This window comes from Actinomycetospora sp. TBRC 11914 (assembly GCF_012933465.1).
Classification (GTDB): domain Bacteria; phylum Actinomycetota; class Actinomycetes; order Mycobacteriales; family Pseudonocardiaceae; genus Actinomycetospora.
In genome coordinates this window covers 39,460-62,194 of record NZ_JABBND010000028.1, presented here as the reverse complement: position 1 = coordinate 62,194, position 22,735 = coordinate 39,460, and the positions used below count along the sequence as shown (strand labels likewise).

General features: G+C 75.5%; 22 protein-coding genes. 7 read left to right on the top strand and 15 right to left on the bottom strand.

Going from position 1 to position 22,735, the window contains the following annotated elements; translation table 11 throughout:
• The 10 genes from HH311_RS28780 to HH311_RS28735 all read right to left on the bottom strand — a co-directional run.
• Positions 1 to 2,301 (bottom strand): bifunctional (p)ppGpp synthetase/guanosine-3',5'-bis(diphosphate) 3'-pyrophosphohydrolase (locus tag HH311_RS28780; RefSeq protein ID WP_169187165.1); only part of this gene is annotated, 2,301 nt, incomplete at its 3' end.
• Between the two features lie 340 nt (positions 2,302 to 2,641).
• Complete coding sequence (locus tag HH311_RS28775; protein WP_169187157.1) at positions 2,642 to 5,092, bottom strand: FUSC family protein; 2,451 nt, start codon at positions 5,090 to 5,092, stop codon at positions 2,642 to 2,644.
• A 116-nt stretch (positions 5,093 to 5,208) separates the two neighbouring features.
• Positions 5,209 to 5,781 carry an adenine phosphoribosyltransferase gene (locus HH311_RS28770; RefSeq protein WP_169187156.1) on the bottom strand — a complete coding sequence of 191 codons (573 nt, stop codon included), beginning with the start codon at positions 5,779 to 5,781 and terminating at the stop codon, positions 5,209 to 5,211.
• Positions 5,778 to 7,160 (bottom strand): protein translocase subunit SecF, encoded by a 1,383-nt coding sequence (gene secF, locus HH311_RS28765; protein ID WP_169187155.1) that lies wholly within the window; start codon positions 7,158 to 7,160, stop codon positions 5,778 to 5,780. Before secF ends, HH311_RS28770 begins: the two co-directional genes overlap by 4 nt.
• Positions 7,157 to 8,908 carry a protein translocase subunit SecD gene (gene secD, locus HH311_RS28760; RefSeq protein ID WP_169187154.1) on the bottom strand — a complete coding sequence of 584 codons (1,752 nt, stop codon included), beginning with the start codon at positions 8,906 to 8,908 and terminating at the stop codon, positions 7,157 to 7,159. Before secD ends, secF begins: the two co-directional genes overlap by 4 nt.
• Positions 8,909 to 9,176: 268 nt before the next feature.
• A complete protein-coding gene (yajC, locus tag HH311_RS28755) occupies positions 9,177 to 9,689 on the bottom strand; it encodes a preprotein translocase subunit YajC (protein ID WP_169187153.1) in 513 nt (170 codons plus the stop codon).
• 81 nt (positions 9,690 to 9,770) lie between these two features.
• Positions 9,771 to 10,844: a Holliday junction branch migration DNA helicase RuvB gene (ruvB, locus tag HH311_RS28750; protein ID WP_169187152.1), complete on the bottom strand. Its 1,074-nt coding sequence runs from the start codon at positions 10,842 to 10,844 to the stop codon at positions 9,771 to 9,773.
• Positions 10,845 to 10,917: 73 nt separating this feature from the next.
• Positions 10,918 to 11,541, bottom strand: a complete 624-nt coding sequence (ruvA, locus tag HH311_RS28745; RefSeq protein ID WP_169187151.1) for a Holliday junction branch migration protein RuvA — start codon at positions 11,539 to 11,541, stop codon at positions 10,918 to 10,920.
• 539 nt (positions 11,542 to 12,080) lie between these two features.
• Entirely contained in the window at positions 12,081 to 12,680 is a 600-nt protein-coding gene (ruvC, locus tag HH311_RS28740; RefSeq protein WP_169187150.1) for a crossover junction endodeoxyribonuclease RuvC, read from the bottom strand.
• 76 nt (positions 12,681 to 12,756) lie between these two features.
• Entirely contained in the window at positions 12,757 to 13,452 is a 696-nt protein-coding gene (locus HH311_RS28735; protein WP_169187149.1) for an alpha-ketoglutarate-dependent dioxygenase AlkB, read from the bottom strand.
• Between the two features lie 87 nt (positions 13,453 to 13,539).
• Between HH311_RS28735 and HH311_RS28730 the strand changes: the two genes are divergently transcribed.
• The 3 genes from HH311_RS28730 to HH311_RS28720 all read left to right on the top strand — a co-directional run bounded on the left by HH311_RS28730 (position 13,540) and on the right by HH311_RS28720 (position 15,265).
• Positions 13,540 to 13,806 carry an acylphosphatase gene (locus HH311_RS28730; protein ID WP_169187148.1) on the top strand — a complete coding sequence of 89 codons (267 nt, stop codon included), beginning with the start codon at positions 13,540 to 13,542 and terminating at the stop codon, positions 13,804 to 13,806.
• A 115-nt stretch (positions 13,807 to 13,921) separates the two neighbouring features.
• Complete coding sequence (locus tag HH311_RS28725) at positions 13,922 to 14,095, top strand: CsbD family protein (protein WP_169187147.1); 174 nt, start codon at positions 13,922 to 13,924, stop codon at positions 14,093 to 14,095.
• A 192-nt stretch (positions 14,096 to 14,287) separates the two neighbouring features.
• Positions 14,288 to 15,265, top strand: a complete 978-nt coding sequence (locus tag HH311_RS28720) for an FAD-dependent oxidoreductase (protein ID WP_211190944.1) — start codon at positions 14,288 to 14,290, stop codon at positions 15,263 to 15,265.
• Between the two features lie 11 nt (positions 15,266 to 15,276).
• On the opposite strand, the gene HH311_RS28715 is transcribed toward HH311_RS28720, so the two are convergent.
• A complete protein-coding gene (locus HH311_RS28715) occupies positions 15,277 to 16,035 on the bottom strand; it encodes a uracil-DNA glycosylase family protein (RefSeq protein WP_169187145.1) in 759 nt (252 codons plus the stop codon).
• Between the two features lie 391 nt (positions 16,036 to 16,426).
• Between HH311_RS28715 and HH311_RS31140 the strand changes: the two genes are divergently transcribed.
• The 4 genes from HH311_RS31140 (at position 16,427) to HH311_RS28695 (ending at position 18,739) form a co-directional block, all read left to right on the top strand.
• Positions 16,427 to 16,651, top strand: coding sequence for a hypothetical protein (locus HH311_RS31140; protein ID WP_211190943.1), 225 nt, complete (start codon positions 16,427 to 16,429; stop codon positions 16,649 to 16,651).
• A 4-nt stretch (positions 16,652 to 16,655) separates the two neighbouring features.
• Positions 16,656 to 17,402 carry a hypothetical protein gene (locus tag HH311_RS28705; RefSeq protein WP_169187144.1) on the top strand — a complete coding sequence of 249 codons (747 nt, stop codon included), beginning with the start codon at positions 16,656 to 16,658 and terminating at the stop codon, positions 17,400 to 17,402.
• A gap of 98 nt (positions 17,403 to 17,500) precedes the next feature.
• On the top strand, positions 17,501 to 18,181 hold the full coding sequence (locus HH311_RS28700) for a hypothetical protein (protein WP_169187143.1): 681 nt from the start codon (positions 17,501 to 17,503) through the stop codon (positions 18,179 to 18,181).
• 36 nt (positions 18,182 to 18,217) lie between these two features.
• Positions 18,218 to 18,739, top strand: coding sequence for a hypothetical protein (locus tag HH311_RS28695; protein WP_169187142.1), 522 nt, complete (start codon positions 18,218 to 18,220; stop codon positions 18,737 to 18,739).
• Positions 18,740 to 18,846: 107 nt separating this feature from the next.
• Here the strand turns inward: HH311_RS28695 and HH311_RS28690 are convergent, their stop codons facing one another.
• From HH311_RS28690 to HH311_RS28675, 4 genes are all read right to left on the bottom strand, one after another.
• A complete protein-coding gene (locus HH311_RS28690) occupies positions 18,847 to 19,884 on the bottom strand; it encodes a diguanylate cyclase (RefSeq protein WP_169187141.1) in 1,038 nt (345 codons plus the stop codon).
• A 110-nt stretch (positions 19,885 to 19,994) separates the two neighbouring features.
• The gene (locus tag HH311_RS28685) at positions 19,995 to 21,038 is read right to left on the bottom strand and encodes a sensor domain-containing diguanylate cyclase (protein ID WP_312030476.1); all 1,044 of its coding nucleotides are present in this window, start codon (positions 21,036 to 21,038) and stop codon (positions 19,995 to 19,997) included.
• Positions 21,039 to 21,051: 13 nt separating this feature from the next.
• Complete coding sequence (locus HH311_RS28680; RefSeq protein ID WP_169187139.1) at positions 21,052 to 21,570, bottom strand: acetyltransferase; 519 nt, start codon at positions 21,568 to 21,570, stop codon at positions 21,052 to 21,054.
• Between the two features lie 72 nt (positions 21,571 to 21,642).
• The gene (locus HH311_RS28675; protein WP_312030475.1) at positions 21,643 to 22,629 is read right to left on the bottom strand and encodes a zinc-binding alcohol dehydrogenase family protein; all 987 of its coding nucleotides are present in this window, start codon (positions 22,627 to 22,629) and stop codon (positions 21,643 to 21,645) included.
• Positions 22,630 to 22,735: the final 106 nt, after the last annotated feature.

The following is a 22,735-nucleotide window of genomic DNA, read 5'->3' as shown; positions in this document are numbered from 1 at the left end:
CGCCGAGGTCACCCGGTACACGTCGTAGACGCCCTCGACGTTGCGCACCACGCGCAGCACGTGCCCGAGGTGCTTGGGATCGCCCATCTCGAAGCTGAACCGGCTCACCGCGACGCGGTCGCGCGACGTCGTCACCGACGCGGAGAGGATGTTGACCTTCTCGTCGGCGAGGGCCTTGGTGATGTCGGAGAGCAGGCGGTGCCGGTCGAGCGCCTCCACCTGGATCGCCACCAGGAAGACCGCCGTCGACGACGACGCCCAGCTCACGTCGACGAGGCGCTCGGGCTCCGCGCGGAGGTCGTCGGCGTTGGTGCAGTCCGTGCGGTGCACCGAGACGCCGCCGCCGCGGGTGACGAAGCCGAGGATCTCGTCGCCGGGCACCGGGGTGCAGCACCGGGCGAGCTTGATCCACAGGTCGGTCGAGTCGCCGTCGTCGTCCATGCCGTTGACGACGACCCCGACGTCGCCGGTGCCCCGGCGCCGCTGCGCCGTCGACGGCGTCGCGCGCTCGGCGAGCTCGTCCTCGTTCTGCTCCACGCCCCCGAGCAGGGCGACCAGGCGCTGCACGACGTGGCGGGCCGAGACGTGGTGCTCCCCCACCGCCGCGTAGAGCGCCGAGACGTCGGAGTAGCGCAGCTCGCGGGCGAGGGCGCCCATCGAGTCGGCCGAGACCAGGCGCTGCAGCGGCAGGCCGGTCCGGCGCGCCTCGCGGGTGATCGAGTCCTTGCCGCCCTCGATCGCGTCCTCGCGGCGCTCCTTGGCGAACCACTGCTTGATCTTCTGCTTGGCGCGCGGCGAGGCGACGAACCCGAGCCAGTCGCGCGACGGCCCGGCGCCCTCGGCCTTCGAGGTGAAGATCTCGACGACCTCGCCGTTCTCGAGCTGGCGCTCCAGCGCGACGAGGCGGCCGTTGACCCGCGAGCCGATGCACTTGTTCCCGACCTCGGTGTGCACCGCGTAGGCGAAGTCGACCGGGGTGGACCCGTGCGGCAGCGTGATCACGTCGCCCTTGGGCGTGAACACGAAGATCTCGCGGGTGGCCAGGTCGTAGCGCAGCGACTCGAGGAACTCCCCCGGGTCGGCCGCCTCGCGCTGCCAGTCGAGGAGCTGGCGCATCCAGGCCATCTCGTCGAGCTCGAGCCCGCCACCGCCATGGGCGCCCTTGGTCTCCTTGTACCGCCAGTGCGCCGCGATGCCGTACTCGGCGGTGCGGTGCATCTCGTGGGTGCGGATCTGCACCTCGAGGGGCTGCCCGTCCGGCCCGATCACCGTGGTGTGCAGCGACTGGTAGACCCCGAAGCGGGGCTGGGCGACGTAGTCCTTGAACCGGCCCGGCATCGGCTGCCACAGCGCGTGGACCATGCCCATCGCGGCGTAGCAGTCGCGGACGTCCTCCACGAGGATGCGGACACCCACCAGGTCGTGGATGTCGTCGAAGTCCTTCCCCTTGACGATCATCTTCTGGTAGATCGAGTAGTAGTGCTTCGGGCGCCCGAGCACCTCGGCCTTCACCCGCGCGGCCTCGAGCTGGCCGGACACCTCGGCGATCACGGTGCGCAGGTAGGTGTCGCGGCTCGGGGCACGGTCGGCGACCAGCCGGACGATCTCGTCGTAGCGCTTGGGGTGCAGGATCGCGAACGCGAGGTCCTCGAGCTCCCACTTGACCGTCGCCATCCCCAGCCGGTGCGCCAGCGGGGCCAGCACCTCGAGGGTCTCCCGGGCCTTCTTGGCCTGCTTCTCCGGCTTGAGGAAGCGCATGGTGCGCATGTTGTGCAGCCGGTCGGAGAGCTTGATGACGAGCACCCGCGGGTCGCGGGCCATCGCGACGACCATCTTGCGGATCGTCTCGGCCTCCGCGGCCGCGCCGAGCTGGACCTTGTCGAGCTTGGTGACACCGTCGACGAGGTGGGCGACCTCGGCGCCGAAGTCGGCCGAGAGCTTCTCGAGCGAGTAGTCGGTGTCCTCGACGGTGTCGTGCAGGAGCGCGGCGACCAGCGTCGTCGTGTCCATGCCCAGCTCGGCGAGGATGGTGGCGACGGCGAGCGGGTGGGTGATGTACGGGTCGCCCGACTTGCGCATCTGGCCCTCGTGGAAGGCCTCGGCGGTGTCGTAGGCGCGCTGCAGGGTGGCGAGGTCGGCGCTGGGGTGCAGCTCGCGGTGGACCGTGGCCAGCGGCTCGAGGACCGGCTTGACCGGCCCGCTGCGCTGCGCGGTGATCCGCCGGGCGATGCGGGCACGCACCCGCCGGGTGGCCGACCGCGGCCGGCCGCCGCCGGTGGTGGTCGACCCGCTGGGCTCCAGCCGCTGCGCCTCGCGGGGCTCGCTCGACCCCAGCGTCGGCGCACCGTCGGTGCCGGCTTCCTCGGCCCCGTCCACCCCGGCGCTGCCCGCGTCGGCGCGCTCGGCGGTGTCGGTCGCCGGCCCCACGTCCTGGCTCACTGGTGAGCACCTCCGCTGGTCGAGCCGCTGGCGGGCTCTCCTGGACCGGGAACGGATCCCCGGTCCGGAATCCTTCCAGCGTAGGTCACCGACCGCGCCGACGTCCGCTCCGCGACCACGCGAGCGGGACGAGAGGTCACCCTCCGTCGCTCGCGCGCGACGACGGCCCCGCGGGCCGGCGGCGTCGTCGGTGAACGGTCGCTCACAGGGCGACGGGAGCCGCCTGTCGCGCGGCCGGCGCCCGGTGGGCGGGGGCGAGGACGACGCGGTGCTCCGGACCGGCGGGCGCCCGGCCGGCGTGCGGGGCGTAGCCCGCGGCCGCGACGACGACGAGCCAGGGACCCCGGCCGCCGTCGACCGGCACCGTGAAGCGCCCGCCGGCGGCGGCGTCGGTCCGGACCCGCCCGAGCTGGCGTCCGTGGGGATCGACGACGGTCACGACGGCGTCCAGACCCGCGCCGTCCTCGCCGGTGACGCGGCCGCGCACGGCGCCGGTCTCGAGGGGGCGCGCCGCGTTCGGCGCGGCAGCGTCGACCCGAGGTCGCTCGGCCGGCCCCGCGGTGGGGTCGACCTCGTGGAGGGCGAGCAGCGCGCCGTGCAGCGCGGACAGCTCGCCGACCAGGGCTTCCGGGGTCTCGCCGCCGGCCGGTCCCGCGGTGTGCTCGCCGGGCTCACGGCCCTCGGCCAGGGCCTCGACGAGTCCCCGCACCGCGCTCATCGCCCCCTCCACCGCCTCGTGGCGCTGACGAGGGGTGTCCGCCGCGTCCTCGACGGCGTGGATCACCGCGCGGACGCGGGCCGCGCACCGCACCCACGCCGAGAGCCGCCCCGTGACCGCCGCGCGGCGCGCCGGCGCTCCGGGCACCACCCGCAGCGAGAGCGGCAGGCCGATGAGGGCGAGCTGGTGCACGGCGGCGTCGAGCGACCGGACCCGGGCGTGCAGGTCGACCGGTCCGCCGTCGGCGCCCGTGCTCCCCGGGCCGTCACGCAGGACCGTCGCGACGTCGAGCGTGGCCGCGCGCAGCTCCTCGGCGAGGCGGGCGCGCGCGGCCTGCTCGGCGGCCGCGGCGGACGCCGGGAGGAACGACACCGCCACCACGCCGCCCACGAGCGCGCCGAGCGCGGTCTCGCCGACCCGCAGCGCGAGCAGCCCGTCGCTGTAGGTCCCCAGCAGCTCGTAGAGCTCCGCGATCAGGATCGTGATCGCGAACGCGAGGCAGGTGTAGGACACCCGGAACAGGTAGAAGCCGACGAAGATCGCCACGAGGATGACCACGAGCGACACCACGGTGGAGTGGCCCAGCAGCGGGACGAGCACGAGGGCCACGGCGACGCCGATCACCGTCCCGACGGTGCGCTGCAGGGCCTTGCGCACGGTCTCCGCGGCCGTGGCGGTGCCGGTGAAGGCCAGGAAGCAGGCGAGCACGGCCCAGTACCAGCGCTGCCCGTTGAGGGCGTCGCCGAGGGCGATGGACAGGCCGCCCGCCAGCGCGATCTGCAGGGCCTGGCGGGTGGTGAGCAGCAGCTTCGACCCGCCGCCCTCGGGGGCCACCATCGGCCCGACGGTCACCGCGCTGCCGGGCAGGAAGCCCGCGAACAGCTCCGCGGCCGGGGTGAACGGCGACGCGTCGCCGGTGGCGGCGGCCGGCGCCGCCCGGCGGTCGTCGTCGAGCACCGTCTCGAGCCGCCGCAGCGCGTCCTCCACCGCCGCGGCGTCGGCCGGGCGGACCGCCCCGGGCGGGGTGTCGAGCAGCCGGGCGAGCGCGGCCTCGACCCGCAGCACGGCGGCGCGCACCGCGGGCGCGTGGCCGGGGTCGGTCAGCGAGTGCGGGATGGCGAGCTGCCCGTCGACGAGGACCGCGACCTCGTCGACCCGCAGCAGGGCCCGGTCGGGGGTCCCGACGCGGCCGGTCCAGCGCTGCCAGGGCGAGCGGGCGGCGGGGTCGCGGTGCTCGGCCGCGGCGATCCGCACCCGGGCCGCGAACGCCGCGACCATGCGGCGCATCCGCCGCGCCGGACGCTGCGGGGCGACGACGAGCGCGATCACCAGCAGCAGCACCGTCGTGCTCGCGACCGCGACGAGCACGACCGGGAGCTGCGCGAACGAGAGCTGCAGGAACAGGGCCATGAAGTAGCCCATCCAGATGACCATGCCGCAGGCGAACGCGCGGGGCCCGAAGCGCCGCACCCAGACCACCGCGAACATGACCACGACGAACAGCGACAGCGAGAGCACCCGGTGCTTGTCGACCAGCGTGCTCAGCGTGATGCCGGCGACCATCGCGACCGGCAGGCAGAGCTGGGTGATCACGCGGCCGCGGGTGGTGGGGTCGGCCGCGGTGAACGTCGTCATCATCGTCAGGACCGCGCCGAGGACGACCATCACCATCGCCGCGGTCCCCTGCAGGCCGAGGGCGCCGGCGAGCAGGGCGGAGACACCGAGCGCGACGGCCAGCGACAGCGCGGCCCGGGTGGCGAGGGTGATCCGGACGTTGCCGGGGTCGGACGCGAGGAGCCGCTCCCCCCAGGAGACCCGCGCGGGGCCCTCGACCGGGGTCGGTGGGGAGGGCGACATCGCCGCGGGCGGTGCGACGTCGTCGGTGGGTTCGATGGGTTCCGTGTCTTCGCGTCGTCCGGTCGACGTGAGCGTCATCGGCCTCCCTCTCGCTCGCCGCCGACGATGTTAGCTGTGCGAACCATCGGACGGGGGCCGCAGGCGGTTCCGGAGAGCGAGATGTGGCCCATCCCCCATCGGGGGACGGCGAGGTGTCAGCGCTGCAGGACCGCGTGCAGGGGCCGGCCGTCGAGGCGGCCGCGGCCACCGAGCTCGGGCAGCTCGAGCACCACCGCGAGGGAGGCGACCGTGGCGCCGCACTCCTCGACGAGGTCGCACGCGGCGCCGGCGGTGCCCCCGGTCGCGAGGACGTCGTCGACGAGCAGCACCCGCGCGCCCGGCGCGAGCACGTCGGCGGGGAGCTCGAGGGTCGCCGACCCGTACTCGAGGTCGTAGGACCGCGAGGCGGCGACGGCGGGCAGCTTCCCCTGCTTGCGGACCGGGACGACGCCGAGGCCCAGCGCCTGCGCGACGGCGGCCCCGAGCAGGAACCCGCGGGCCTCGATCCCGACGACGACGTCGACCTCACCCCCGGCCGGGGTGCCGCCCAGCAGCCGCGTCGTGGCGGCCAGCCCGGCGGCGTCGGCGAGCACCGTCGTGAGGTCCCAGAACAGGATGCCGGGCTTCGGGAAGTCCGGAACGGTGCGCAGCAGGTCGGCGACGAGCGCGCGGTCGGTCTCGTCGGCGTCGTCGGTGGTCTCACCGCCCCGGCCGGTGGCCGGGGTCACCGGCGACGCTTCCCGCTCGGGCGTCCCGTCTTCCCGGCCGGGCGGGCCCCCGGCCGCGGCGCGCTCGCGCTGCGCCGCGTGCCCGCGTCCGCGCTCCGCGTCTCCCGACCGTTCGGGGCACCGGCGGCGGCCACGACCGCGTCGGTGTCGAGGACGTCGGTTGGCTCACCGGTGGTGACCCCGGAGCGGGTGTCGCCGGCGCCGGCGGCGGAGCGGCGCGCGTTCTTCTCGCGCCGCGCGGCCACCCGCTGCGCCTGCTGAGCCCACACCCGGTCGCGCATCGCCAGGTCGACCACGATCGGCGTCGCGAGCAGCACCGACGACGCCGCACCGATGATCGTCCCGACGAGCTGGACGAGGGCCAGGTCGCCGAGGACCCCGACCCCGAGCAGGACGACGCCCACGACGAACAGCCCGATCAGCGGGAGCGCCGCGATCAGCGAGGTGTTGAGCGAGCGCATCAGCGTCTGGTTGACCGCGAGGTTCGCGGCCTCGGCGTAGGTGCGCCGGGTGAGGCCGGCCAGCCCGCGGGTGTTCTCGCGGACCTTGTCGAACACGACGACGGTGTCGTAGAGCGAGAACCCGAGGATCGTGAGCAGGCCGATGACGGTGGCCGGGGAGACCTCGAAGCCCACCAGCGAGTAGACGCCCGCGGTGACCACGATGTCGTTGATCAGGGCGATGATCGCCGCGACGGCCATCCGGCGCTCGAAGTAGATCGCCAGGTAGGCGGTCACGAGGACGAGGAACACCGCCAGCGCGATGAGTGCCTGTCGGGTGATCTCCCCGCCCCAGCTCGCGCTGACGGCGCTGTTGCTGACCGCGTTGGGGTCGGGCTGGCCGGAGCTGCCCAGGGGCTGGAAGCGCTGGAACAGCGCCTGGTCGAGGGCGACCTGCTCGGCCTCGGTCAACCGGTCGGACTTGATGACGATCGTCGCCGAGCCGCCGGTGCCCGCCACCTGCACCGACTCCGCCGGGCGCCCGACCGCCTGGTCGAAGACCTGCTGCACCTCGCTCGTCTCCGCGACGCCGCTCGCGCCCCGGGCCGGGAACTGCACCGAGGTCCCGCCCTCGAAGTCGATCGAGAAGTTGAAGCCGCGCAGCACCATCGACAGCACGCACACCAGCACGAGCGCGCCGAAGAGCAGGTACCAGGTGCGTGAGCGGCCGACGATGTCGATCCCGCCGTTGCCCTGGTAGAGGCGATCGAGGCGGCTGGGCCGCCCGGAGCGGCGGGTCGGGGCGGCCGCGCCCTCGACGTCGTCGTCGGGCTCGTCCGCGACGAGGTCGTCCTCGGGCTCGGGGCCGTCGTCGACGGCGTCCACGGGCTCGTCGGCGTCGGGCCGACGGCGTCCGGAGTGGCGGGTGGGGCGGGTCATCGGGTACCTCCGCGACCGGAGCCGCTGCGGGGCGACCGGCCGCCGGACGCGGTCGGGCGACGGGTCTGGCCGGGCCGGGCGCCGGGGCGGGGCGCGCTGCCCCCGCTCCCCGGACGGGTGCCGACGCCGGGTCGGGTGCTCTGCGAGGCGACCTTGCCGAGGCCCGACCAGGCCGGGCTCGCGAACAGGCGCGAGTTCGACGCCAGGGCCAGCAGCGGGTGCGTCACGAGGAAGACCACGACGAGGTCGAGGATCGTCGACATGCCGAGGGTGAACGCGAACCCGCGGACCTGGCCGACGGCGAGGACGTAGAGCACGACGGCGGCCAGGAAGCTGACCGCGTCGCCCGAGAGGATCGTGCGGCGGGCCCGGGTCCACCCGCGGGGCACCGCCGAGCGGAAGCTGCGGCCCTCACGCATCTCGTCCTTGATGCGTTCGAAGAAGATCACGAACGAGTCCGCGGTGATACCGATCGCGACGATGAAGCCCGCGACGCCGGAGAGGTCGAGCGTGAACCCGATGCTGCGGCCGAGCAGCACGAGCACCGCGTAGACGATCACCCCGGAGAGGACCAGCGAGAGGATCGTCAGCACGCCCAGCGCCCGGTAGTAGAAGAGCGAGTAGACGAACACCAGGACGAGGCCGATGACGCCGGCGATGAGGCCGGCCTCGAGCGACGCGAGCCCCAGCGTCGCCGAGATCGTCTGCGCGTCCGAGGTGTCGAACGACAGCGGCAGCGAGCCGTACTTGAGGACGTTCGCCAGGTCGGTCGCGGACTGCTGGTTGAAGTTCCCGCTGATCTGCGAGTTGCCGGCCGGCTGGGCGGCCTCGATGGTCGGCGCGGAGACGACCTGCGAGTCGAGCGTGAACGCCACGGCCTTGCCGATGTTGGCGGCGGTGTACTGCGCCCAGATGCCGGCGCCGGCGGACTTGAACGTCACGTTGATGACGTAGCCCGCGCCCTGCTGGTTGGGGGCGGCGACGGCGTCGGCGACCTCGGTGCCCGAGAGGATCGACGGGCCGAGCACGTACTTGGCCTGGCCGTTGCGGTCGCACGCGACCAGCGGCTTCGTCGGGTCGTCGTAGCCGCGCAGCGGGTCCTCGACGGCGCAATTGAGCGTCTGCAGGGCCTGCGCCTGGACGGCCGGGTCGGTGCTCTGCCGGGTGGCCTTGGCCGCCGCGATCGCCGCGGCCTGACGCGGGTCCTGCGAGGTGCCGCCGCCTCCCGGGGGCGCGGGCGGGGTCGGCGCCTGCACCGGCAGGTGCACGCTCTGACCCGCGGGCGCCCGCCCGGGCGTGCCCCCGCCGCCACCCGCGCCCGGGGTGGTCTGTCCGCCGGTCGCGCCCGCGGCCGGCTGCGGCGCGGCGGCCAGCGGGCCCTGCTCGACGGGCCGGAAGTAGAGCCGGGCGGTCTGGCCGAGGCTGCGCGCCTGGTCGCCCGCCGTTCCCGGCACCGTGATGACGAGGTTGTTGCCGTTCTGCACGACCTCGGCGCCGGAGACGCCGAGCCCGTTGACGCGCTGCTCGATGATCTGGCGCGCCAGGTTCAGCTGGTCGGGCGTGGGGGCGGCGCCGGTCTCGGTGCGGGCGGTCAGCGTGACGGTCGTGCCGCCCTGCAGGTCGATCCCGAGCTTCGGGGTGGGTGACCCGTCCCCGGTCAGGAACACGAGCGCATAGAGGACCACCACGATCCCCGCGAAGACGGCGAGGTAGCGGCCCGGCCGGAACCGGACGGTGGGAGGGGCCACGCTGCGAACTCCAGGATCGTGCGACGGTCGGGTCCTCGGACTCGTCCCCGCCGCGGGCGCACCGGCCGGCCGTCGGCGCCGGGGCCGTGGCACGGCACCGGCGCCTATCCGGCACCCCGCGGGGCACGCCGGGCGGCGCACGCCGAGGACCAGCCCGCAGAGTAGGCCGCCGCCGTCCGGCCGATCGCACCCGGCCCGGTGCGCCCCGGGCCGGGCCGTGCGGTAGGAGCCCGGCGCGGCCCCCTGGGCGCGACGGGCTACCCGCGGTTCAGGACCGCGGGTCCCGCGGCGTGGTCGAGCCGGCCGACACGCCGTCGGTGCCGTTGCTGCTCGGGGTGGCGGTGGGGTCGGAGAACCCCGTCGCCGTGGCGTCGTGCGGCTCCGAGGCCGCGGCCGGGACGCCGTTCGAGGTGCCGGCGTGCGGGGCCGCGCCGCCCGTGGGGCGGACCGTGTCGGTCAGCTCGGCGTGCTCGGCGTCGAGGTCGTGGTGCTCGAGGTGGTCACCGCCGTGCACCGTGTCGAGGTCGGTGGAGAGCTTCTCCCGCACCGCGGCGCGCAGCCACGTGGTGATGACCTCGGGGGCGATCTCCAGGTCGATGGTCTTCTCGTCGTCGGTGTCGACGACGGTGCCCGAGACACCGCAGGTCATGACGACGACGTCGCCCACCGCGATCGAGTCCTGCAGGGACTGCTGTTGCTGCTGCTGCTTCTTCCGCTGCCGGTTCGAGAAGAAGATCATGCCGATCATGAAGACGATCAGCAGAGGGAAGAGGAGGTCCATCTCGCTCCGTTCGGATCCGTGCGGTCCGACCGACCGCGCTACCAGCGATCCGTCGTACGTACTCCCCCCGAGTCTGCCAGCTCATCCGAACAACGTCGGCGGGCCCTGCTCGTCGATTTCGTCCGGTGCGTCCCGTTCGGGGGGCGTCTCCCCCAGGTGGCGCCACGCCGCGGGTGTCGCGACTCGTCCTCTCGGCGTCCGCGCGAGCATCCCCGCCCGCACCAGGTAGGGCTCGCACACCTCCTCGACGGTGCCCGGTTCCTCCCCCACGGCGACCGCCAGCGTCGACACCCCGACGGGGCCGCCGCCGAAGGAGCGCACGAGGGCGGCGAGGACGGCGCGGTCGAGCCGATCGAGGCCCAGCTCGTCGACGTCGTAGACCGCGAGCGCCGCCCGGGCCACCTCCCGGGTCACGGTGCCGTCGGCGCGCACCTCGGCGTAGTCGCGCACGCGCCGGAGCAGTCGGTTGGCGATGCGCGGGGTGCCGCGCGAGCGGAAGGCGATCTCGCGCCCGCCGTCGGGCCGCAGGTCCACCTCGAGGATGTCCGCGCTGCGGGCGACGACGAGCTCGAGGTCCTCCGGCTCGTAGAACTCCATGTGCCCGGTGAACCCGAACCGGTCGCGCAGCGGTCCGGTGAGCGAGCCGGCCCGCGTCGTCGCCCCGACCAGCGTGAACGGGGCGACGTCGAGCGGTATCGACGTGGCCCCGGGGCCCTTGCCCACCACGATGTCGACCCGGAAGTCCTCCATCGCGAGATAGAGCATCTCCTCGGCCGGGCGGGCCATACGGTGGATCTCGTCGATGAAGAGGACGTCGCCCTCGACGAGGTTGGAGAGCATCGCCGCCAGGTCGCCCGCCCGTTCGAGGGCCGGGCCGCTGGTGATGCGCACGGCGCTGCCCAGCTCCGTCCCGATGATCATCGCGAGGCTCGTCTTGCCCAGGCCGGGAGGGCCGGAGAGCAGCACGTGGTCCGGCGGCCGGCCGCGCCGCAGGGCCCCCTGTAGCACGAGGTCGAGCTGCTCGCGGACCCGCGGCTGCCCGATGAACTCGGCGAGCCGCGCGGGCCGCAGCCGGTTCTCCAGGTCCGAGTCCCCCGCCTCGCGGGTGGCGGCCAGCGCCCGCTCGAGGTCGGCCGAGAGCTCGTCCCCGCTCACGGTGCCTCCCCCGTCGTCCTCGCCCCCGTCGTCGAGGGCCTCGTCGTCGGCCTCGTCGTCATCGGCCCCGTCGTCATCGGTGGGGGCCCAGGCGGTGCAGCGCGGCCCGGAGCACGGCGGACGACCCGGCGCCCTCCCCGAGGTCGCCCACCGTCTCGTCCACGGCCTTCTCGGCCGGCTTGACGGCGAACCCGAGCCCGACCAGGGCCTCCACGACCTGGTCGCGCATCGTCCCGCCCGCGACCACCGAGGGGGCGGCCGTCCCGGGGTCCGCGGTGTCGGGCGACGCGGAGTCGGGCGGGGCGACCTTGTCCCGCAGCTCGACGACGAGCCGCTCGGCGCCCTTGCGACCGATGCCCGGCACGCTCATCAACGTCGTCAGGTTGCCGTCGGCCAGCGCCCGGCTCAGGGCCGCCGGATCGAGCACCGCGAGGGTGGCCAGCGCGAGCCGCGGCCCCACGCCGGTCACCGTCTGGAGCAGCCCGAACAGCTCCCGCTCGGCGGCGTCGGCGAAGCCGAAGAGGGTGAGCGAGTCCTCGCGGACGACGAGCGCCGTGTCCAGCCGCGCGTGCTGCCCGCGCCGGAGGCCGGCCAGCGTGGTCGGCGTGGCCTGCACCGCCATCCCCACCCCGCCGACCTCGACGACCGCGTGGTCCAGGCCCACCGAGAGGACCTCCCCGCGCACGGACGAGATCACGACCCCCACCTCCCTGCTGCCGGCCCGACCGGCGAACACCTGTTCGAGCGCGACGCTACCGCGCGCCCCCGACACCCTCGGCGGCGCCACGCGGAGGCCGGTGGGGACACCGACGGGTGAGCGGCACGGTCGTACGCACGGACGCGGCGAGGGTGCCGCCCGCCCGCCCGGACAGGCGCGGGTCCCCGGGGCGAACGGCGCCGTCCTCGCATCCAGCGCCGGCAATGTGCCATCGCTGCCACGGGACGGGGCCGAGCCGCGGAGGTGAACGGCGCCGTCCTCGCATCCAGCGCCAGCAACGTGCCATCGCTGCCACGGGACGAGGCGCGGGCCCGCGGGGTGAACGGCGCCGTCCACGCATCCAGCGCCAGCAATGTGCCATTGCTGCCACGGGACGGGGCGCGGGCTCCTGGGTGAACGGCGCCGTCCACGCATCCAGCGCCGGCAATGTGCCATCGCTGCCACGGGACGGGGCCGGGGACCACGGCCGGGGCGGGCCCGACGTCGGGGGCGCTACGACACGCCACGGGCCCCGGGCGTCAGCGCCCCCGGGCCGCCCTTCCGCTCGCCGTCGAGCCCGCGGCGCGACGCGCGGCGGCGAGCTTCGCGGCGTGCGTCCGCGCGACCTCCTTCGCCCGCGCCTCGGCCTCGGCCATCCGCGCGCTCATCGGCGCCCGCCAGCAGTGGCAGACCGCCAGCGCCAGCGCGTCCGCGGCGTCCGCGGGCCGCGGCGCCGTCTCCAGCGCGAGCACCCGGCGCACCATCGCGGTCACCTGGGCCTTGTCGGCGCGGCCGGACCCGGTGACGGCGGCCTTCACCTCGGAGGGCGTGTGGAAGGCCACCGGCAGACCGGCCCGTCCCGCGACCAGCGCGACCACCCCGCCCGCCTGCGCGGTGCCGATGACCGAGCGGACGTTGTGCTGGCTGAACACCCGCTCCACCGCGACGACGTCCGGCCGGTGCTCGGCGATCCAGCGCTCCACCGCGTCCGCGACCGCGCCCAGGCGCGCCGCGACCTCGTCGTCGGGCGGGGTGCGGACGACGTCGACGGCGACGGCGCGGACCGTGCGCCCGCCGGCGCCCTCGACCACCCCGAGCCCGCAGCGCGTCAGCCCGGGGTCCACTCCCAGCACCCGCATGGCGGGCACGCTACCGACCGGCCCGGCCGGGTCCGGGCGGCGACGCGCCCGCCGCCACCGGGACGGGAGCCGGCGCTCAGCGCAGCGCCCAGGCCGGCACGTCCCGGGCCCGCTCGGTGCGCGCGCCGGCCGGACCGCGGTCGCCGTGCCGGAACGTCACGCTGATCCGCGGCCCCGCACCGGGCTCCTTGGGCACGGTGTGCTGCCACTCGTGCTGGCACCGCCCGCCCATGACGAGCAGGTCTCCCCCGCACAGGGTGAGCCACCGGGTGTCGCCGCCGGCGAGCGCGCGCAGCCCGAAGCGCCGGGGCGCCCCGAGCGAGACGATCGCGACCACCGGGCGCGGGTGCACGAACCGCACGCGGTCCCCGTGCCAGGCCACCGAGTCCGCGCCGTCGCGGTAGAAGTTCGCCGACACCCGGTCGAAGGGCTCGCGGTAGCGGTCGACGAGGGCGGCCGCGAGGTGCTCGGCCGGGGAGGGCGCCTCGTCGAGCGCCCACCCGCAGGTCAGCCGCGGCTCCACGATCTCCTGGGTGAACATGCGGCGGCGCCGCTGGTTCCACGCCACCTCGACGGCGAGCTCGTGGAACCAGACGTCGGCACCCGGCATCCATCCCGGGACCACGTCGACCCAGGACCGCTCGTCGAGCTCGGTGCGGTGCAGCGCCGCCCACGAGACGTCCGCCGGCCCGGTGGGCAGGGCGTCCGCCGCGACCCGGCCCGTGTCGTCGGGCACCGCGTCGAACAGGGAGGGGGTGAACACGGCCGTCATGCGCTAGAGTCGAACACATGTTCGACACACCGGCAACCCCGCCCTGCCGAGGATCGGCCGCGCCCGGTGGCGGGTACGGAGCCGGTCATGAGCGCGAGACACGCCGTCGTCCACGGCACGGTCCAGGGCGTCTTCTACCGGGCGAGCGCGGAGCAGGAGGCGCAGCGTCTCGGGGTCGCCGGCTGGGTGCGCAACCTCCCCGACGGCTCGGTCGAACTGCTGGTGGAGGGCGACGACGCGGCGGTGGAGCAGATGCTCGCCTGGGCGGGCCGCGGGCCGGCCCGCGCCGAGGTCACCGGGGTCGACGTCGAGGAGCGCCCCGAGGAGGGGCTCACCGGGTTCGCGCAGCGCTGAGCGCGCCTCTGACCGCGCGGTGCCGCGAACGCGGGGTTCCGCCGCGGTGGACTTCGGGTACCACCGCGGGCGTCCGGGTCGAGCCGACCCGGAGCCGGCACCGAGAGGAGACGCCGTGAGCGACGCCGACAAGGTCGAGAACAAGGGCGAGGAGCTCAAGGGCAAGGCGAAGGAGGCCGTCGGCGGGGCCGTCGGCAACGAGTCGCTCGAGGCCGAGGGCAAGGGCGACCAGGCCAAGGGCAACATCAAGCAGGCCGGCGAGAAGATCAAGGACGTCTTCAAGGACTGAGATCCCGCCCCGACGGCGCCCGCGGCCAACGCCGGCCCGGGCGCCGTCGTGTCGGTCCCCCTCAGGAGACCTGGCGTGACTCGCCGCTCGCTCCGACCAGAGCACGACCTCCATCCGGGTGACACGGAGCGCCTCCCAACCACGGGGCGAACCGCAGAGGGTTACCGTCCGCGCGTGCGTGAGCAGGCCCGTGTGACGAAGACCGAGGTGGTCGTCGTCGGCGCCGGTGTCGTCGGGCTGTCCTGTGCGGTGTCCCTGGCCGAGGCCGGTCACCGGGTGCGCGTCTGGACCGCTGACGATCCGACCGCCACCGCGTCCGCCCACGCCGCGGGCGTCTGGAAGCCCACCTACCAGGCCCCCCTGGCCTCGTCGCTCGCGTGGGCGTCCCGTTCCCTCGAGCACTACCGGCGCCTGGCGGTCGATCCCGAGACCGGCGTGCGGATGGTCGACGCCCTCACCGTCGGGGAGGTGCCGGACCGGCACGCCCTCCCCGACCAGCTGTCGATGCTCCCCGATCTCGCGGTCCCGACGACGCTGCCCCCGGGCTTCGACCGCGGGCTCGCGCACCGCGCCCCCGTCGTCGACCTGCCCCGCCACCTGCGGTGGATGCTCGAGCGGCTGGCCGCGCTCGGCGGGACCGTCGTGCTCCGGCGGGTGGAGTCGCTCGACGAGGCGCTGGCCGAGGCACCCGTCGTCGTGCTCGCCGCCGGCCTCGGCGCCCGGGAGCTCGCCGGGGACCCGACGGTCCGCCCGCTGTTCTCCCAGTACGTCGTCACCGACAACCCCGGCGTGCACCGCGTCCTCGTCGAGATCTCCGACGCGCGGCGGTGGACCTCGGTGATCCCCCACGCCGACCGCGTCCACCTCGGCGGCGTCCGGGTGCCGGGCCGGACGGACGCCACCCCGGACCGCGAGGAGGCCCGCGAGATCCTCCACCGCTGCCGCGAGGCGGAGCCGGCGCTGCAGGACGCCCGCGTCCTGCGCATCGACACCGGCATCCTGCCGGCCCGCCCCACGACGCGGGTGGAGGTCGAACAGCGGGGGAACGGCCTCGTCGTGCACGACTACGGCCACGGCGGGAGCGGGCTCGCGCTGTGCTGGGGCACCGCCCACGACGTCGTGCGCCTCGTCGCCGCCCACCACACCGCGGTGGAGCGCCCCTCGGCCTGAGGGAGCCGCCGTCAGAAGGGGCGACGCGCGACCGGTGAGGTGCGGGCCGGGCGCACCTCCTCGCCGCGGGCGCGGCGGCCGGCGTCGCGCAGCATCTCGACGAGGCGGTCGCCGTTGCGGCGCCCGGTCACGGGGTCGAGGCGGTCGTGCACCAGCGGGTTCGGGTGCGGTGCCCGCGAGACGGTGGCCGTGGTGAGCTGCCAGGGCACCCGGCCGCGGCGGGTCAGCACCTCCCACGCCTTGGCCGCCGGAGCGCCGAGCAGGACCACCTCCCGCGGCGACGGTCCGAGCAGGTCGAGGAACTCGCCGAGGCGTGGCGCGGCGCGCAGGACCTCGCCCGAGAGGCGGCGCGGCTCGTGGGTGGGGTTCGCGATCCACCAGGGCACGAGGTGCCAGTGCAGCGTCACCTCCTGCTCGAGCCCGGCGCGGTCGGCCGCGCGGTAGAGGTTGGCCGACACCGCGTCGTTGGCGTAGCGGCTGACGAAGCCGCACCCGTCCTCGGCGTCGGCGGCCGGCTCGTGCAGGAGGAGCAGCACCCGGGCGCCGTCGCCGGCGGCGGTCGGGTCGACGTAGGGGATGTTCTCCAGCGTCGTGTCGCGCAGCCGGTCGACCCACCGGTTGAGCCGTCCGGCCCAGCCGTCGTGGCGCCGGGCCCACCAGTGGGCGTGCCGCTCGGGGGCGAGCTCGCGGCTGAACAGCTCCCCGCGGCGGTGCGCCAGCCGGTTCCAGACGACCTCCGGGGTCCTCGACCCCAGCCCCGTCCGCGCCACGTCCTCCAGCGTAGGTGCGCGATGATGGCCCGGTGCTGTTCGCCCAGCGCTTCGCCGAACCGATCGCGCGCGGCGAGGTCGACCTGACCTTCCGCCGCTGGAAGCGCGCCCAGGTCCGCCCGGGCCGCCCGTACCGCACGGTCGCGGGCCGGCTCGCCGTCGACGAGGTGGCCGAGGTCGACCCCGCGTCGGTGACCGACGACGACGCCCGGCGCGCCGGCTTCGACACCGCGGCCACGCTGCTCGCCGAGGCCGGCCGGCACGCCGACGAGGCCACGCCGCTCTTCCGGGTCCGTTCCACCGCCTCGACGAGCCCGACCCCCGCACCGAGCTGGCGGCGAGCGAACCGTCGCCGTCCGAGGCCGCCGTCGTCGCCGGGAAGCTCGACGCGATGGACCGGCGCAGCGGACACGGCCCGTGGGCCTGGTCCACGCTCCGCGCGATCGCGGCCGAGCCCGGGCGCCGGGCGCCCGACCTCGCCGCCGCGTTCGGTCGCGAGACCGCGCCGTTCAAGGCCGACGTCCGCAAGCTCAAGGCGCTCGGCCTCACCCACTCGCTCCCGGTCGGCTACGAGCTCTCGCCCCGCGGACGGGCCGTGCTCGCGACGCGGGACTGACGCGGTGGCCGACGACCTCGTCGTCCGCCTCCACGGCGGGCCGGACCGCGACGGGGAGATCGACGCGGGCGGCCTCGTCGCGCTCGTCGGCGCCCTCCAGCTGCTGACGACGCGGATCGCGCGCCACCTGGTCGACCAGAGCTGGCCCGGCCGCAGCGCCGGCGTGGTGGAGCGGTCCGCGCGGCTGCGCCTTGTCGGTGTCGATCCGGGTGCGACGGTGCTGCGCTTCGCGGTGGGCGAGGACGACGTGCTCGGCGAGGGGCTGGAGCACGAGGTCACCGACGCGTTGTTCGAGCTGGTCCGCGGGCTGTGGAACGAGGTGCCGCCGCCGTGGACGACGCCGCTGCTGGGCGACGCCTGCGTGGACCTGCTCGACGCGCTGGAGCGGACCTCGCGCACGGCGTCGCTCGGCGGATCCCGGTTCCGCGAGGCGAGCTTCCGGCCCGGCGACCTCTCCCGCGCGCGGTGGCCGCGCTCCGGCCCGCCACGGACCTACGGTGCGGCGGAGACGGTCCGCGGCCGCCTCGACCGGGTCGACCTGCGCCGCGGGATCGTCCGGGTGCTCGACGACGCCGGGCGGGACGTCGTCGTCGAGGGCGTGGTCCCCGAGACCGACCCCGCGCTGTTCGGCACGGCGCCCGACCCGGCGGCGGTCGCCGGGCTGCTCGGCCAGGAGGTGGTGGTCACCGGCCCCGCCAGCCACGGCCCGGGCGGCCTGCGCCTGCGAGGCGCGACGATCCGTCGGGCCTGAGCGGGAACCGATCGGCCGCCGCGGGCCTCCAAGGGGTATCGGCACCCGATCCCCCGGAGGCGCTCCATGATCCCGTCGCTCCCGCTGCGCGGACGACCGTGAGGCGGCCCGCAGGTCGACCCCGACGCCGCCCCGTACGGGTCGCCGGTGACCTCGAGCGCGCGGACCGGCGGCGGTGGGAGGCCGCCCTGGCCGCCGCCCGCGCGGCGGAGCGGCTGAGCACCGACGGCGACGAGGAGCTCGCCGTCCAGCTCCCGCCCCCGTTCCTGGAGAGCGGGGCGCTGCCCCGGCTGGTCGTGGGCGAGGAGCTCGAGGTCGCACCGGCGATCTTCGTCGCCGCCGTGACCCCTGCCGTCCCCGGGGCCTCGGGCTGGTCGATCGACGAGATCGGGCTCGTCGACGCGATCGGCACCGTGCTCACCTCGCTGCCCGGCGGCGCCGACCCCGCCTCGCCGGTGAGCGTGCTCGACACCGGCGGCCGGCTCTTCCCGCTCTTCTGGTCCGGCACGGCGCCCGTCGAGGGCCGCACCGGGATCGGGGGCGCCCTCTACCTCGACCCCGACCTCGCGCCGGGCACCGAGCACGGGGAGGTGGTCGCGCTGTGCCGCCGGCGCTACCGGGTGACCGGCCTGCTGCGCGCCTCCCGCAACGGCTGGGCCCCCTCGCCGCCGGTCGAGATCCCGTCGGTGCCCGACCCACCACCCGCCGACGCGGTCCTCGTGGCCCGGCTGCGTCCGCTCGGCGTCCGCGACACGACGGCGTTCCCGCCGCTCGACTGACGCGGGCCCGTCGTGGTCGTCACTACGGTGACGCGGGTGGCAGTGGTGGCGATCGTGCCCGCGTGGATGCTGGCCGACGGCGAGTACGTCGGCCTGGGCGTGGGCGAGCAGGTCACCACCGGGCTCGCCCTCGCCGTCACGGGCACCTCGGCCTCGGCCTCGGCCGAGCCCGCCGACCCGCCCGGGCTCCGGCAGGCCGGCGAGCAACCCGGGTTCACGACCGCGCGCGGGCGGGTGGAGTGCCCCCACGACGGCGACGGGGTCCGGGCCGGCACGGTGCTCTGCGCCGGCACGTGGGCGGTGGTGCCCTTCGCGGCGACCCCGCTGCGTCCCGGGGAGGACGTCGTCGTGTCCGGCTGGCTCACCGCCGAGCCCTACCTGTGGGCCGCGGACGGCGTCCTCGCCCGCGCGGTGCCCGCGGGCCGGGCCGACTGGCGGGTCGCGCGGGTGAGCTGCGTCGTCGACGGCGCCGACCCGGCGGAGATCGGCCGGCTCCCCGACGAGGCCACCGTCGACCCGGACGCCGCCTACCTGCTGGAGCTCGTCCCGGCCGACTGAGCGTCGAGGGCCCGGCCCGCCCCGCCCCCGAGGGGCACACGGCGCATGATCAACAGGCTCCCGGGCTGCCCCGTGTGCCCGTGATCAAGCCCGACCGGGCCGACCACTCACGACGCTGTACGTGTCGCCTCGGAGAGCGCCTCCGGCACGCCGCGCACCACGACCGGCGCGAGGCCGCCCGCCCGCCGGGCCCGCTTGTTCTCGTACATCGCCGCGTCCGCCTCCGCGATGGCCGTCGCGAAGCCCGCGTCCACCCGGAACGGTGCGACACCCACCGAGCAGGGCGCCTCGGCGTCGAGCAGCACCGCCTGCAGCCGGTCGGCGAGCCGGGCCGCGTCCTCGATCCCGACCGAGGCCACCAGCCCGAACTCGTCGCCCCCCAGCCGTGCGAGCGGGTCCCCGGTGCGCACCGCGTGGGCGAGCGTGTGGGCCGTCCGGCAGATGAAGCGATCGCCGGCGTCGTGGCCCTCGACGTCGTTGACGGTCTTGAGCCCGTCGAGGTCCATCATGATCACCGACGCCGGGTCCCCGAAGCGGCGGAACCGCTCCTCCTCGCGCTCCAGCCAGCGCTCCCAGCCCCGCCGGTTCAGCAGGCCGGTCAGCGGGTCGGTCTCGGCGTCGGACACCGCCCGCTCGAGCTCCCGCGCCGCCTCCACCGCCGCCCCGTCGGCCGCGAGGACGCTCGAGAGCAGGCTGGAGAGCAGGTCGAGCAGCGGCTCCCGGGCCAGCTCGGCCGCGGGCAGCGGGTGGGGGTCGATCCCGACGACGGTGCCGAACAGCTCGCCGTCGGGCGCCACGATCGGCGTGCCCACGTAGGCCCCGACCGGCATCGACGCCTCCCCCTGGGCCTCGACCGCCGCCGTGAGCCCGGCGACCACGGCCGTGTCGGGGACGATCCGCGGGGTGGTGCCCCCGACCATCGTCCGGCACAGCGACCGCGACCAGGCGATGTCCGCCCCCGGCCGGATGCCGTAGGCGTGGTCGGCGGCGACCAGCACCGTCTGCCGCTCGGCGGCCACCCGCGTGACCGCCCAGGCCCCCATCGGCGCGGCGGCCGCGAGGTAGTCGACGACCATGCGGCAGGCCTGGTCGAAGGCCCGCGGCGGCGCGAGCTCGGGCGCCACCTGCGGCGTGGACGCGCGCATCACCACCACCCCCCTGATCGCCGGCGCCCTCCCACCGGTCGACTCCCTCGTACCACCGGGAACCGACACCGACGCCTCCGAGGGCGGCCGAACCACCCCGTCGGGGTCGGTCAGGACCCCTCCGGGGCATAGGGGGTGGTGGTCGGCGGATCGACGACGACGGGGCCGCCCGCGTCACGACCCGGGGTCCGCCGGGCCCGCTTGTCCTCGTACATCGCGGCGTCGGCCACCGCGATCGCCTCCGCGAACCCCGAGGCGACGCCGACCGGAGCGACCCCCGCCGAGCACGGCGTCCCGGCGGCGTCGAGGGCCTCCTGCAGGCGGGCGACGAGCGACCCGACGTCGTCGGGGTCGAGGGTGGCGACCATCGCGAACTCGTCCCCGCCGAGCCGCGCGACCGGATCGCCGCGCCGGGTCACCGACCGGAGCGTCTCGGCGGCGCGTCGCAGGTAGGCGTCGCCCGCGTCGTGACCCTGGGTGTCGTTGACCCGCTTGAGCCCGTCGAGGTCCATCATCACCACCGAGGCCGGGTCGCCGAAGCGGCGGAACCGCTCCTCCTCGCGCGTGAGCCAGCGCTCCCAGCCGCGCCGGTTCAGCAGGCCCGTCAGGGTGTCGGTCTCGGCGTCGGAGACCGCCAGCTCGAGCTCCCGCGCGGAGTGCACGGCGTTGGTGTCGGCCTCGAGCACGCTCGAGAGCAGGCTGGAGAGCAGGTCGAGCAGGGACTCGTGGCTGACGAAGCCCGCGTCGAGGGGCTCCTGGTTGATCCCGATCACGGTGCCGAACAGCTCGCCGTCGGGATAGAGCACCGGCGTCCCGACGTAGGCCGCCACCGTCGTGCCGCCCTCGGCCGCGGCCTCGACGACGTCGCAGAGCACCGGCAGGCGCCCGGTGTCGGGGATGACGCGCGGCGTCTCCCCCGACACCATCGTGCGGCAGATCGACAGCGCCCACCGGCCCTCGACCCCGGGCACGAGCCCGTACGACTCGTCGTGCGACACCAGGATGGTCTGGCGGTCCCCCGCCACCCGGGTCACGGCCCAGGCGCCCATCGGCAGCGCCTCGGCCAGGTAGTCGACGACCATGCGGCAGGCCTGGTCGAACGCCCGCGGCGGGGCGAGGTCGGCGGTCACGACGTTCGTCGGATGGGTGGTCACATCGCCCTCGTTCTCACTCGGGGTCCCGCGTCCCCTCGCGCGGGTCCCTTCGTCGGTCATTCTGGAGCGCCCGGTCCGGACCCGGTCGGGGCGGGGTCACCCGGCGCAGGTGCAGCAGCGGGTAGGGGCGCCCGTCGTCGTCGGTCTCGGACCGGCCGGTCTGCACGAACCCGCGCCGCGCGTACCAGTCGCGTGCGGCCGGGTTCTGCTCGTTGACGTCCAGGGTGAGCACCGCGTGGCGGGCGGCGGCATCGTCGAGCAGGGCCGTCCCCACCCCGCGCCCGTGGACGGCCGGGTCGACGAAGAGCCCGTCCACCGCGCCGCCGGTCCCGGCGAGGAAGCCCGCGAGCGCGCCGTCGGGGCCGACGGCGACGCGGATCGCGGCCCGGGCCAGCTCGGCGCGAGTCTGCGGCTCGAGCTCGTCGACCTGCGCGGCACCGAGGAAGTGGTGGGTGGCCTCGACGGCGCGGCGCCAGAGACCGACGAGCGCCTCGCGCTCCTGCGGCGCCACGTCGCGGATCGACCAGTCCACCCCGAACAGCGTAGGGACACGACCGTGACGTGCCAGGTGAACGAATGTTGTCGCTCGGGCGACAACATCCGTTCACATGGTGAGCACGATCTTCCCCACCATGTGCCCGTCGGCGACCCGCTCGTGGGCCCGCTGCAGGTTCTCGGGGGTGAGGCCCTCGAGCTGCTCGACGAGGGTGCTGCGCACGGTCCCGGCGTCCACCAGCTCCGCCACCCGGGCGAGCAGGTCGTGCTGGGCGACCATGTCCGGCGGCTCGAACAGCGGCCGGGTGAACATCAGCTCCCAGTGCAGCGTCTGGCTCTTGTCCTTGAGCGGCAGGGTCTCGAGGCCCTCCGGCTCGTCGATCGCGACGATCTCCCCACCGGTGTTCAGCAGCTCGGCGTAGGTCTCGATCATCCCGGCGGTGCGCGGCGAGAAGACCAGGTCGACGCCGTCCGGGGCGACCGCCGCCGTGCCGGCCACGAGGTCGTGGTGGTCGATCACGTGGTGGGCGCCGAGGTCGGTGGCCCAGCGACGCGACTCCTCCCGCGACGCGGTCCCGATCACGGTGAGCCCGGTCAGCGCCCGGGCGAGCTGGATGACCATCGAGCCGACCCCGCCGGCGGCGCCCATCACCAGCAGGGTGCCGCCGTCGTCGGGGCGCACCCGGAAGCGGTCGAACAGCGTCTCCCACGCGGTGATCGTCGTGAGCGGCAGCGCGGCGGCCTCGGCGAACGACAGCGTGCGCGGCTTCGGCCCGACGATGCGCTCGTCGACCGCGTGGAACCCGGCGTTCGTGCCCTGCCGGGCGATCGAGCCGGCGTGGTAGACCTCGTCGCCGACCGAGAACAGGGTGACCTCGTCGCCCACGGCGGTGACGACGCCCGCCGCGTCGTAGCCCAGCACCTTCGCCTCGCCGCCGGGGTCGCCGCCGTGGACCTTCGTGTCGACCGGGTTGACCGATACCGCCCGCACCTCGACCACCAGGTCGCGCGGACCCGGCGTCGGGACGGGGAGCTCGACCTCGCTGAAGGGCCCGCCGGCGGTGTGGTGGGCCAGGGCGCGCATCGTCTCGGGCACGGCGGCACCTTAGGGCTCCGCCCTGGTGCGTGCGTTCCCGTGCCCCGGCACGGAAACACACGCACACGCGGCGGAGCCGCGAAGTGTGAGACTGGGCCCCACCGCC